Below are 12816 nucleotides of genomic sequence, written 5' to 3'. Positions count from 1 at the left end.
GCGATGGGCGTGATCCAGAACGTGCTGGCGGTGATCGTGGTCCTGGGCCTGCTGATCACCTTCCATGAATATGGCCACTACTGGGTGGCCAGGCGCTGTGGCGTCAAGGTGCTGCGCTTCTCGGTGGGCTTCGGCAAGCCGCTCTGGTCGCGCACCGACCGCCACGGCACCGAATTCGCCGTGGCCGCCATCCCCCTGGGGGGCTACGTCAAGATGCTCGACGAGCGGGAGGGACCGGTGGCTCCCGACGAGCGTCACCGGGCCTTCAACAACCAGTCGGTCTGGGCGCGGATCGCCATCGTTGCCGCCGGCCCCCTGGCCAACTTCCTGCTCGCCATCGTCGCCTACTGGTTGCTCTTCGTGGTGGGCACCACCACGGTGGCGCCGGTGGTGGGGGCGGTGGATCCCGACTCCCCAGCGGCCCGCGGCGGCCTGGCCCCGGGTCAGGAGATCGTCGCCATCCAGGGTGATCGGGTACGCTCCTGGGAAGAGGTCAATCTCAAGCTGGTGGCGGCCATCGGCCATAGCGGCGAGCTGCGTTTCACCACCCTGGACGAGGGCAGCGAGGTGGCCCGGGAACGCGGCCTGCCGGTGGCGAACTATCTGGTGCGCCAGGATCCCCCTCAGCCGCTGTTGAGCCTGGGCATCACCCCCTGGCGACCGGCCTTCCCGGCCGAGCTGGGGCAGGTGCTGGAGGGCGAGGCGGCCGCCGCGGCGGGGCTCGAGCCCGGCGATCGCGTGCTCAGCGTCGATGGCGAGGCCATCGACGACTGGATGCACTTCGTCGAGGTGGTGCGGGCCCACCCCGGCGAGTCCCTGGCCCTGGAGGTCGAGCGCGGCGACGAGCGGCTGAGCCTGACCCTGGTGCCGGGCCGCAACGAGCGGGAGACCGGGACGAGCGTCGGTTATATCGGCGCCGGGGTGGCGCCGGTGGAGTGGCCCGAGGAGTATCGTCGCGAGGTGCGCTACGGCCCCGTGGCAGCCCTGGGGCAGTCGCTGTCGCGCACCGGCGAGATGTCGTTGCTGACCCTGGATGCGATCCGCAAGATGCTGGTGGGACTGATCTCGCCCTCCAACCTCTCCGGCCCCATCACCATCGCGCGGGTGGCGGGGGATACCGCCCGCAGTGGCCTGGAGAGCTTTGTCAGCTTCATGGCCTACCTCTCGATCAGCCTGGGGATCCTCAACCTGTTGCCGATCCCGGTGCTGGATGGCGGGCACCTCGTCTACTACGCCATCGAGGCGCTGCGTGGCCGGCCGGTCTCCGAGAAGACCCAGGCCATCGGCCTGCGTATCGGCCTGACACTGGTGGGCAGCCTGATGATCATGGCCCTCTATTTCGATTTAATGCGACTATAAGCCCACGGTTGAAGGCGGCGCATGGGCCGCGGCGATGATCGGGCGCGGATGGCGCCATTCGAACGATTTAATGCGACTATAAGCCGGCGGGTGGCACCAGCCGCCGGCCCTGACGTTGGCTGGAGCAGACGGCCCGGCCTTGTCAGTTACCCGCACAAATGTATAAGGTGCCTATTTCGAACACCGTTCCTCCTGGCAGGGAAGCACGGGATCTCGATGGGCAGACCAACGCGAGCGAAGCGACTGAATGAAACTCAAGACCATCGGATTGGCAGCGCTGCTTCTGGCCGGCGCCCAGTCGGCCTCGGCGAACGAATTCAATATCTCTGATATCCGCGTGGAGGGCCTGCAACGGGTACCCGCGGCCTCCGTCTTCAATGCCTTCCCCGTGGGCGCCGGTGAACGGGTCGAGGAGCGCGAGCTGGCCGAGGCGGCCCGTGAACTCTTCGCCACCGGCCTCTTCGAGGATATTCAACTGGCCCGAGACGGCGAGGTGTTGATCATCCAGGTGGAGGAACGCCCCTTTATCGCCGCCATCGAGATCAGCGGTAACTCCCTGGTGCCCGAGGAAGAGCTGCGCCGGGCCATGCGTGGCGTCGACCTGGCGGAAGGCGAGGTGCTGCAGCTCTCCACCCTGGAGGAGATGCAGCGGGAGCTGGAGCAGCTCTATCAGTCCCAGGGCCGCTACAGCGCGCGGATCGATACCCGGGTGGAGGAGGTCGGCGACAACCGCGTCCGGGTCAATATCGATATCAACGAAGGGGCGGTAGCGCGGATTCGGCAGATCAATATCGTCGGCAATCGGGCCTTCGATAACGACACCCTGAGCGATGTCTTCGAGCTGGAGGATCGCCCGGGACGGATCTTCGGCTGGTTCTCCAAGGACGAGTATTCCCGGGAGGCCCTGGCCGGCGACCTGGAGCGGTTGCGGGCCTTCTACCTGGATCGCGGCTATGTCAACTTCGATATCGCCTCCACCCAGGTGGCCATCAGTCCCGATCAATCGCAGATCTTCGTCACCGTCAATGTGGATGAGGGGCGCCAGTATCGCCTCGGCGATATTCATTTCGAGGGTGACCTGATCATCCCGCCCAGCGAGGCCCGTGCCCTGGTGGCGGCGACGCCGGGGGAAATCTTCTCGCGCAGCGAGGTCACCGCCTCGGTGGAGGCCCTGCGTTCGCGCCTGGGTGCCGAGGGCTTCACCTTCGCCGAGATCGAGCCGGTTCCCCAGGTGCGTGACGATGGCGAGACCGTGGATCTGCTGTTGGCGGTCAATCCCGGTCGACGGGCCTATGTGCGACGTATCGACTTCGTTGGCAATACCACCACCCAGGACGAGGTGCTGCGTCGCGAGATGATCCAGTTGGAGGGGGCGCCGGCCTCCACCGAGTCGATCAGTCAGTCCCGCCAGCGTCTGGAACGCCTGGGCTTCTTCAAGCAGGTCGAGGTCGAGACCCGTCCGGTGCCCGGCGAGCCGGATCAACTGGACGTGACCTATCGGGTCGAGGAACAGCCGTCCGGCTCCATTTCCGCGAGCATCGGCTTCTCGCAGACCGCCGGGGTGATCTATGGCGCCGGCCTCTCCCAAAGCAACTTCCTGGGCACCGGCAACCGGGTCAACTTCAATGCCCAGCGCAGCGACACCTTCACCGGACTCAACTTCGGCTACACCAATCCCTACTGGACCCTGGACGGTATCTCCCGCGGCTATGACCTCTTCTATCGGGAGACCGACTACGAGGACTCGGATATCTCCACCTATTCCACCGATTCCTTCGGTGGCGGCATCAATTTCGGCTATCCGATCGACGAGATCAGTCGCCTCAACTTCGGGGCCAGCCTCGAAGACCTGACGATCAAGACCTACAACGACACCGCCCTGGAGATCCGCCAGTACGTGGAAGACCAGGGCGCCGATGCCCAGAGCCTCAAGCTCACCGCCAGTTGGACCCGCAACAGCCTCAACCGCGGCGTGATGCCCACCGCCGGCAACTACCAGCGTCTCTCCCTGGAGGCCGCGGTGCCGGGCAGCGACGCCGACTACTACAAGCTGCGTTATCGGGCCCAGCAGCTCTTCGCCCTGAATAACGACTGGTCACTGAAGTTCGGCACCACTCTGGGCTATGCCGACAGCATCGGCAACGACCCCTATCCCTTCTACGAGAACTTCTTCTCCGGCGGTCTGGGCTCGGTGCGCGGCTTTACCGGCAACACCCTGGGGCCGCGCACCACGCCGCCATCCAGCGGTGATCGGGAGCGTACCCTGGGGGGGAACATGCTGGTGGAGGGCAGCGTGGAGCTCTTCTTCCCGGTGCCCTTCGTCGAGGATCAGCGCTCCCTGCAGGCGGGCTTCTTCGTGGATGCGGGCAATACCTTCCTGACCGACTGCCTGCCGGTGCCGGCGGGAGAGACCTCGCGCTGTGAATCCGGCATCGACCTGGGTGAGCTGCGCTACAGTGCCGGTATCGGCCTCTCCTGGCTGACCCCGGTGGGGCCGCTGACCTTCAGCGTCGCCGAGCCGCTCAATGACGAGAGCGGCGACGATACCCAGTTCTTCCAGTTCTCGTTGGGTCAGACCTTCTGAACCATCAACCCTTCGGATCACCAGGAGAGTGACCTATGCGTAAATTAACCCTTGCCCTCGGTTTCGCCGCCCTGATGGGGGGCGCCAGCCTGGCCCAGGCCGCCGAGGTGGCGGTGCTGGACTGGCGCCAGGCGCTGATGGAAACCGACGAGGCGCAGCGCCAGATGAGCGAGCTGCGCAGCGAGATCGAGGGGCCCCAGCAGGAGGCCCAGACCCTGGGGCAGGAGCTGCAGTCGCTGCAGCAGCGCCTGGAGCAGGATGGCGCCGTGATGTCCGAGTCCGAGCGCGAGACCCTGCTGCAGGAGGGCATGGAGAAAGAGCAGCGCTTCATGGAGCTGCGTCAGCAGATCGGCGAGGCCCAGATGCGTTCCGAGCAGGCCTTCCTGCAAGAGGCGGAGCCCAAGCTGGAGCAGGCCGTGGACCAGGTCGTCGAGCGCCACAATATCGAGGTGCTGATCGATCGCGAGGGCGTGATTCATACCACCCTCGAGCTGACCGACGTCACCGACGAGGTCACCCAGATTCTCAATACCCTCAACTGATGAGTCGCCGGGAGTTCGCTCCCGGCCCCTGACCGGCAAAGGCGCCCATGACACACGCCCACACTCCCGCCTTCACCCTGGAGGAGCTGGCCGAGCGGCTCGGCGCGACCCTGATCGGCGACGGCCGGCGTCGGGTCTCCGGCCTGGCCACCCTCAGCGAGGCCGGCCCCGAGGACATCACCTTCCTGGCCAACCGCGCTTACCTCAAGTATCTGCCCGAGACCCGGGCCGCGGCGGTGCTGCTGCACCCCGGGCAGGCCGAGGAGTGCCCCACCGCCTGCCTGACCCTGGAGAATCCCTACCTGGGCTATGCGGCCCTGTCCCGGCTCTTCGACCCGCTGATCGGCCGCCAGGCTCCGGGCACCCACCCCACCGCCGTGGTGGCCGATGGGGTGGTGCTGGGGCGCGACGTGGAAATCGGCCCCCAGGCGGTGATCGAGGCCGGCGTCGAGCTGGGCGATGGCGTGGTGGTGGGGCCTGGTTCGGTGATCGGCGCCGACACCCGCATCGGGGCCGGCTCCCGGCTGCATGCCAATGTTACCGTCTGCCACGGCGTGGTGATCGGCGAGCGGGCCATCCTGCACAGTGGCTGCGTGATCGGCGGCGACGGCTTCGGCTTCGCCCATGACGGCGGGCGCTGGCACAAGATCGCCCAACTGGGCGGGGTGGTGCTGGGCGACGACGTGGAGGTAGGCAGCTGCTCAAGCATCGATCGCGGCGCCCTGGGCGATACGCTGATCGGTAATGACGTCAAGATCGACAGCCAGGTACAGATCGCCCACAACGTGCAGATCGGTGATCACAGCGCCCTGGCCGGCTGCGTCGGTATCGCCGGCTCCACCAAGGTGGGCCAGCATTGTCTGCTGGGCGGCGGCGTGGGCCTCTCCGGTCATCTGACCATCTGTGACGGGGTCCAGGTCACCGGCATGAGCCTGGTCACCAACTCCATCCATGAGCCCGGCGTCTACTCGTCCGGCACCGGTGCCATGAGCAATGCCCAGTGGCGTAAGAATGCGGTGCGCTTCAAGCAGCTCGATGCCCTGGCCAAGCGCCTGGCGCGGCTGGAGAAGGCCCAGGAATCGCGTTGAGCCCTGGGCCTGCACGGGTATAATTCACCGTCTGGCCAGTCAATCGGCGCTCGGCGCCGCTCCATGCTCGCCCGTCGGGCGAGCATTTTCGTCTTCTAGAGGTGCCTCGATGGTAATGGACATCAACGACATTCGTGACTATCTGCCCCACCGTTATCCCTTCCTGCTGGTGGATCGGGTACTGGAGCTGGAACTGGGGCAATCCATCGTTGCCTACAAGAACGTCAGCGTGAACGAGCCCTTCTTCAATGGCCACTTTCCCCACCACCCCATCATGCCCGGGGTGCTGATCATCGAGGCCATGGCCCAGGCCTGTGGTATCTTGGGGTTCAAGACCGTCAACAAGTTGCCCGCCGATGGCTATGTCTACTACCTGGTGGGTAGCGACAATGCCCGCTTCAAGCGCCCGGTGATGCCCGGCGACCAACTGCGTCTGGAGGCGCGGGTGGCGCGCGAGAAGCGCGGCATCTGGAAGTTCGCCTGCCGCGCCACCGTCGACGGTGAGCTGGCCTGCGAAGCCGATATCATCTGTGCCGAGAGGAAGGTCGCTTGATACATCCCACCGCCATCATTGACCCCAAGGCGCGTCTGGCCGAGGACGTCGAGGTGGGCCCCTTTAGCGTGATCGGGCCCGATGTGGAGATCGGCGCCGGTTCGCGTATCGGTCCCCATGTGGTGATCAAGGGGCCCACCGTGCTGGGCGAGCGTACCCGCATCTTTCAGTTCGCCTCGGTGGGTGAGGATTGCCAGGACAAGAAATACGCCGGTGAACCCACGCGCCTGGAGATGGGCGATGATAACGTAATCCGCGAGGGCGCCACCCTGCACCGCGGCACCGTCCAGGATCGCGGCGTCACCACCATTGGGTCCCGCAACCTCTTTATGGCCTATGCCCATGTGGGCCATGACTGCGTGATCGGCAACGACTGCATCCTGGCCAACCAGGTGACCCTGGCCGGCCATGTGCACCTGGGCGATTTCGTCATCCTCGGCGGCCTCGCCGCCATCCACCAGTTCTGTCGCTTCGGTGCCCATGCCATGGCCGGGGGCGGTTCCATCATCACCAAGGATGTGCCCGCCTATGTGATGATCAACGGCAACCCGGCCCAGCCCCATGGCCTCAACCTGGTGGGGCTCAAGCGCCGCGGCTTCTCCACTGAGGCGATCAAGGCCCTGAGTGAGGCCTACAAGCTGGTCTATCGCCAGGGACTCACCGTGGAGCAGGCCCTGAGCGAGATCCGCAGCCGCTTCCGGCTCGCCGAGACCGATGCCTTTATCGCCTCCATCGAGGCGTCCACCCGTGGCATCATCCGCTAGCACAGCGCCCCTGCGACGGGTCTACTTGGTCGCCGGGGAGCTCTCCGGCGATATCCTCGGCGCGGGCCTGATGCGCGAGCTCAAGGCGCGCCATCCCGGCGTCGAGTTTCGCGGCATCGGCGGCCCGCGGATGCTCGACGCGGGCATCGACAGCCGTTTCCCCCTGGAGACCCTCTCGGTGATGGGCCTGGTGGAGGTGCTCAAGCACCTGCCCGAGCTGCTGCGGGTGCGCCGCGAGCTCAAGCGCGATGCCTTGGCCTGGCGGCCCGACCTGATGATCGGCATCGACGCCCCGGACTTCAATCTGGGGCTAGAGCGCCAGCTCCGCGAGGCCGGCCTGACCACCGCCCACTATGTCAGCCCCTCCGTCTGGGCCTGGCGCCAGGGGCGGATCAAGGGGATCGCCAAGTCCGTCGATGCCATGCTGACCTTCCTGCCCTTCGAGGCTGCCTTCTATCGTCGCCACCGGGTGCCGGTGGCCTTCGTCGGCCACCCGCTGGCCGATGAGTTGCCCCTGGAGACCGATCGCGCCGCCACGCGCCGCGAACTCGGCCTTCCTGGGGATGCCGAGGTGCTGGCCCTGTTGCCCGGCTCCCGGGCCAACGAGGTGCGCTTCCTGGGCGAGACCTTCCTGGCCGCCGCCGAGCGGCTGTGTGCCGAGCGTCCCGCGCTGTCCGTGGTGATTCCCGCCGCCACGCCGGGGCGCCGCGAGCAGCTGGAGGCCCTGCTGGCGACGCACCCGGCGCTGGCCGGGCGGGTCCATCTGCTGGACGGCCGGTCTCGGGAGGCCATGGTGGCCTCGGACGCCGTGCTGCTGGCCTCGGGCACCGCGGCCCTGGAGGCGATGCTCTGCCATCGCCCCATGCTGGTGGCCTACAGGATGGCCCCGGCCACCCACTGGCTGGCCAAGCGCCTGGTCAAGACCGAGTGGATCTCGCTGCCCAACCTGATCGCCCGGGAGGCCCTGGTGCCGGAGCTGATCCAGGAGGCCGCCAGTAGCGAAGCGATTGCCGCCGGCCTGGGCGAGATGCTCGACGACGGCGAAGGCCGGGCCGCCCTGGAGGCGCGCTTCGCCGCCATGCATGCCAGCCTGCAGCGCGACGCCAGCCGCCGCGCCGCGGAGGCCATCGAGGCGCTGGTGGCGGGCACGCCGCTGCCCGCCAGCGTGGCCCCGGAGCGGGCCGAGGAGGTCGCTCCTTGACCAAGCGCGAGTTGCCGCCGCTGGTGGTTGGCTATGTGGTCGACTATGTCGGCCAGCGCCTGGTCCTGGAATGGGCCGAGGAGGTGGCCCCATGACCAAGCGTGAGCTGCCGCCTCTGGTGATCGACTATGCTGGCGAGCGCCTGGCCGGGGTCGATGAGGTGGGCCGGGGTCCCCTGGTGGGCGCCGTGGTGGCCGCCGCGGTGATCCTCGATCCCGCCCGGCCCATCGCGGGATTGAACGACTCCAAGGCGCTCTCCGCGAAGCGTCGCCAGGCGCTGGATGACGAGATCCGCGACCGGGCGCTGGCCTTCGCCGTGGCCGAGGCGAGCCCCGCCGAGGTGGACGAGCTGAATATCTACCATGCCACGCATCTGGCCATGCGCCGCGCCATCGATGCCCTGAGCCCTACGGCCGAATACCTGCTGGTGGACGGCAACCGCCTGCCCGGGCACCCGCTGCCGGGCCAGGCGGTGGTCAAGGGCGATGCCCGCCACCCGGCCATCGCCGCCGCCTCGATCCTCGCCAAGGTGGCCCGGGACGCCCAGATGCTCGCCCTGGATGGCCGCCACCCCGACTACGGCTTCGCCCGCCACAAGGGCTACCCGACCCGGGAACACCTGGCCGCCCTGGAGCGCCTGGGTCCACTCCCCGAGCACCGCCGCTCCTTCGCCCCGGTCAAGCGCCAACTGGCGCTGTTCTAGCTGGGCTATCGCCGTTGGAGTGGCCGAGGGGCGCTGGGGGCAGGATGGAGCGGGGGTTTTTTGCCATGGATGGCAAAAGTAGCGCCCAGGGAGGGGTTCACAGCGCCCCGCGACGGCCTGTCCCCAGGGTAGCCCCGGGCCGCCAAGGAGGGGTATACCAACCGTGATAGCCCTGACCGTTCTGGTCGAAACCGGGACAGGCCGGCCCCGAATCTGGCATTATCTCTGCGCGTTTCCCGACCCCAAGCCGAGCCCCACGAGTCGTCTATGAGCCCCAGCTTCGTCCACCTCCGCGTACACACCGAATACTCCCTGGTCGACGGCCTGGTGCGCCTCAAGCCGCTGATCTCGCGGAGCGCCGAGATGGGCATGCCGGCCCTGGCCATCAGCGACGAGACCAACCTCTTCGGCCTGGTCAAGGCCTACAAGTCGGCCCAGGGCGCGGGCCTCAAGCCGATCATCGGCGCCGACTTCTGGCTGCATAACGATTACGACGAGGCCCACCCCTACCGCCTGACCCTGCTGGCCATGAACGCCGAGGGCTATCGCAACCTCACCGAGCTGATCTCCCGGGGCTGGATGGAAGGCCAGCGGCTGGGGCAGCCGATCCTGCACAAGGCCTGGATCTTCGCCCAGAGCGAGGGACTGGTCGCGCTGTCCGGGGGGCGTGACGGGGAGATCGGCCGCCACCTGCTTAGCGATCACCCGGACGAGGCTCGCACCCTGCTGGCCGAGTGGGGCCAGCACTTCCCGGGGCGCTTCTACCTGGAGCTGACCCGCACCGGCCGCCAGTACGAGGAGGAGTGCCTGCATCTCTCGGTGGAGCTCGGTGCCGAGACCGGCACCCCGGTGGTGGCCACCAACGACGTGCGCTTTATCGACAAGGACGACTTCTGGGCCCACGAGACCCGGGTGGCCATCGGCGAGGGCAAGGCCCTGGACGATCCGCGCCGCGAGCGCCGCTATAGCGAGGAGCAGTACCTCAAGAGCCCGGCGGAGATGGCCGAGCTCTTCGCGGACATTCCCGAGGCCCTCGAGAATAGCCTGATGATCGCCGCCCGCTGCAACGTCGACGTGCGCCTGGGCGAGATCTTTTTGCCGGAGTTCGAGATCCCCGAGGGCATGACCCAGGACGAGTTCTTCCGCAAGGTCTCCCACGACGGCCTGACCGAGCGCCTGGACTTCCTCTATCCCGCCGACAAGTACCCCCGCGACGGCGCCGAGTATGCCGAGATCGATGCCCGCTACCGCAAGCGCCTCGATTTCGAGCTCGACATCATCATCCAGATGGGCTTCCCCGGCTACTTCCTGATCGTGATGGACTTTATCCAGTGGGCCAAGGACAACGATGTCCCCGTCGGTCCGGGGCGGGGCTCCGGTGCCGGCTCCCTGGTGGCCTATGCCCAGAAGATCACCGACCTCGACCCGCTGGAGTATGACCTGCTCTTCGAGCGCTTCCTCAACCCGGAGCGGGTCTCCATGCCCGACTTCGACGTCGACTTCTGCATGGAGAAGCGCGACCGGGTGATCGACTATGTGGCCGACCGCTACGGCCGCAACGCCGTGTCGCAGATCGTCACCTTCGGCACCATGGCCGCCAAGGCGGTGGTGCGCGACGTGGCCCGCGCCCAGGGCAAGCCCTACTCGCTGGGCGACAAGCTCTCCAAGCTGATCCCCTTCGAGGTGGGCATGACGCTGGCCAAGGCCATCGAGCAGGAGCCGGCCCTCAAGGAGTTCCTCGACAACGACGAGGAGGCCGCCGAGATCTGGGAGATGGCCAGGAAGCTCGAGGGCATCACCCGGGGCACCGGCAAGCACGCCGGGGGCGTGGTGATCGCTCCCACCAAGCTCACCGACTTCTCGCCCCTGCTGTGTGACGAGGACGGCAATGGCCTGGTGGTGCAGTTCGACAAGAACGACATCGAGGAGGCCGGGCTGGTCAAGTTCGACTTCCTCGGCCTGCGCACCCTGACCATCATCGACTGGGCCCTGGAGATGGTCGACAAGGTGCGCGCCGCCGCCGGCGAGGGCTCGCTGAATATCGACGCCATCCCCCTGGACGATGCCCCCACCTTCGAGATGCTCAAGCGCGCCGAGACCACGGCGGTCTTCCAGCTCGAATCCCGCGGCATGAAGGAGCTGATCAAGCGCCTGCAGCCGGACTCCCTGGAGGACATGATCGCCCTCGTCGCCCTGTTCCGCCCCGGTCCCCTGCAGTCGGGCATGGTCGACGACTTCATCAACCGCAAGCATGGCCGGGCGGAGATCTCCTACCCCCACCCGGACTACCAGCACGAATGGCTTAAGCCGGTGCTGGAGCCCACCTACGGCATCATCCTCTACCAGGAGCAGGTGATGCAGATCGCCCAGGTGCTGGCCGGCTACAGCCTGGGGCAGGCGGATATGCTGCGCCGTGCCATGGGCAAGAAGAAGCCCGAGGAGATGGCCAAGCAGCGGGTCGGTTTCATGGAGGGCTGCGCGGCCAACGGCATCGAGAAGGAGCTGGCGGGGAATATCTTCGACCTGGTGGAGAAGTTCGCCGGCTACGGCTTCAACAAGTCCCACTCGGCGGCCTATGGCCTGGTGTCGTATCAGACGGCCTGGTTGAAGGCCCACTACCCGGGGCCCTTTATGGCGGCGGTGATGTCCACCGAGATGGACAACCTGGACAAGGTGGTGCCGCTGATCGAGGAGTGTCGCAACCTCCGGCTCACCGTGACCCCGCCGGACGTCAACGTCGGCACCTACAAGTTCACCGTGGATACCCAGGCCCGGGTGGTCTATGGCCTGGGTGCCATTCGCGGCGTGGGCGAGGGGCCCATCGGCGCCATCGTCGAGGCCCGGGAGGCGGAGGGCCCCTTCCAGGACCTCTTCGACTTCTGCCGCCGGGTCGACCCCAAACGCATGAACAAGCGCACCCTGGAGGCGTTGATCCGCTCCGGTGCCCTGGACAACCTGGGCCCCAACCGCGCCGTGCTGGCCGCGGCCCTGGACGATGCCCTCAAGGCCGCCGCCCAGACCCAGACCAACCAGAACCTGGGCATGATGGACATGTTCGGCGAGGCCTTCGCCGACGAGGCCGAGGGCGGCGATGTCTATGCCGACTACCGCGGCGTACGGGAGTGGACCGACAAGGAGCGCCTGGGCGGCGAGAAGGAGACCCTGGGGCTCTACCTGACTGGCCACCCCATCGACGAGTACGAGCAGGAGCTCAAGCGCTTCGTGGCCACGCGGATCGCCGACCTCAGGCCATCCCGGGAGCCCCAGCGGATCGCCGGCCTGGTGGTGGGGGTGCGCACCATGAAGTCCAAGCGCGGCGACACCATGGCCTTCCTGACCCTGGACGACCGCACCGGGCGCATCGAGGCCTCGCTGTTCGGCGAGCTCTATGACCAGTTACGCGGGCAGATCGAGGCCGACCAGGTGCTGATCATCGAGGGCGAGGTCTCCAGCGACGACTACTCCGGTGGCCTGCGCCTGCGTGGCAAGGAGGTCACCCCCATGGTGACGGCGCGCACCCGTTACGCCCAGGCGGTGGAGCTGCGTATCGACGGCCAGCGCGCCAATGGCCGGTTGATCCGCAGCCTGGAGGCGAGCCTCGAGCCTTACCGCAGCGCCGAGGGGCTGCCGGTGCGCCTGCACTACCGCAACGAGCGCGCCGGCGGCTGGCTGGAGTTGGCCGAGGTCTGGCGGGTGGCCCCCAGCGACGACCTGCTGATCGCCCTGCGCGAGGTCGAAGGCCAGGACGGGGTGGGGCTAAGTTACCGCTAGACCGCGTTGGGGAAGTGGCAGAGGTACCTTCCAGAGCTATCGCAGCAGGAATGGTTGAGGGGCGCTGGGGGCAGGATGGAGCGGGGTTTTTTTGCCAGGGATGGCAAAAGTAGCGCCCAGGGAGGGGTTCACAGCGCCCCGCGACGGCCTGCCCCCAGGGTAGCCCCGGTCCCCCCAAGCAGAAACAGAGCTAATCGCGATAGCCCTGGGGTGCCTTGCGCCCCACACACAAGCTGCGATAATGCCAGGCT

Annotated in this window: 9 protein-coding genes; all 9 read left to right on the top strand. The window is 67.1% G+C overall.

Annotated elements, in window-relative coordinates; genetic code table 11:
• Window positions 1–3: 3 nt before the first annotated feature.
• Window positions 4–1359, top strand: coding sequence for a sigma E protease regulator RseP (gene rseP / locus ACQ1W9_RS17235; RefSeq protein ID WP_431024449.1), 1356 nt, complete (start codon window positions 4–6; stop codon window positions 1357–1359).
• Window positions 1360–1606: 247 nt separating this feature from the next.
• The gene (bamA, locus tag ACQ1W9_RS17230) at window positions 1607–3943 is read left to right on the top strand and encodes an outer membrane protein assembly factor BamA (RefSeq protein ID WP_431024448.1); all 2337 of its coding nucleotides are present in this window, start codon (window positions 1607–1609) and stop codon (window positions 3941–3943) included.
• Between the two features lie 35 nt (window positions 3944–3978).
• A complete protein-coding gene (locus ACQ1W9_RS17225; RefSeq protein WP_431024447.1) occupies window positions 3979–4485 on the top strand; it encodes an OmpH family outer membrane protein in 507 nt (168 codons plus the stop codon).
• 47 nt (window positions 4486–4532) lie between these two features.
• Window positions 4533–5573 carry a UDP-3-O-(3-hydroxymyristoyl)glucosamine N-acyltransferase gene (gene lpxD / locus ACQ1W9_RS17220; RefSeq protein ID WP_346062817.1) on the top strand — a complete coding sequence of 347 codons (1041 nt, stop codon included), beginning with the start codon at window positions 4533–4535 and terminating at the stop codon, window positions 5571–5573.
• A gap of 109 nt (window positions 5574–5682) precedes the next feature.
• Window positions 5683–6126, top strand: coding sequence for a 3-hydroxyacyl-ACP dehydratase FabZ (gene fabZ, locus ACQ1W9_RS17215; RefSeq protein ID WP_431024446.1), 444 nt, complete (start codon window positions 5683–5685; stop codon window positions 6124–6126).
• Window positions 6123–6890, top strand: coding sequence for an acyl-ACP--UDP-N-acetylglucosamine O-acyltransferase (lpxA, locus tag ACQ1W9_RS17210; protein ID WP_431024445.1), 768 nt, complete (start codon window positions 6123–6125; stop codon window positions 6888–6890). The genes fabZ and lpxA overlap by 4 nt, the downstream gene beginning before the upstream one ends.
• On the top strand, window positions 6874–8091 hold the full coding sequence (gene lpxB / locus ACQ1W9_RS17205; RefSeq protein WP_431024444.1) for a lipid-A-disaccharide synthase: 1218 nt from the start codon (window positions 6874–6876) through the stop codon (window positions 8089–8091). The genes lpxA and lpxB overlap by 17 nt, the downstream gene beginning before the upstream one ends.
• Before the next feature lie 91 nt (window positions 8092–8182).
• On the top strand, window positions 8183–8794 hold the full coding sequence (gene rnhB, locus ACQ1W9_RS17200) for a ribonuclease HII (protein ID WP_431024443.1): 612 nt from the start codon (window positions 8183–8185) through the stop codon (window positions 8792–8794).
• A 267-nt stretch (window positions 8795–9061) separates the two neighbouring features.
• Window positions 9062–12565 carry a DNA polymerase III subunit alpha gene (gene dnaE, locus ACQ1W9_RS17195; protein WP_431024442.1) on the top strand — a complete coding sequence of 1168 codons (3504 nt, stop codon included), beginning with the start codon at window positions 9062–9064 and terminating at the stop codon, window positions 12563–12565.
• The last annotated feature ends 251 nt before the right edge of the window (window positions 12566–12816 follow it).

The sequence above is a fragment of the Halomonas sp. H5 genome (assembly GCF_050613175.1).
Lineage (GTDB): Bacteria > Pseudomonadota > Gammaproteobacteria > Pseudomonadales > Halomonadaceae > Bisbaumannia > Bisbaumannia salifodinae.
This window is presented reverse-complemented; position numbering and strand designations above follow the sequence as displayed.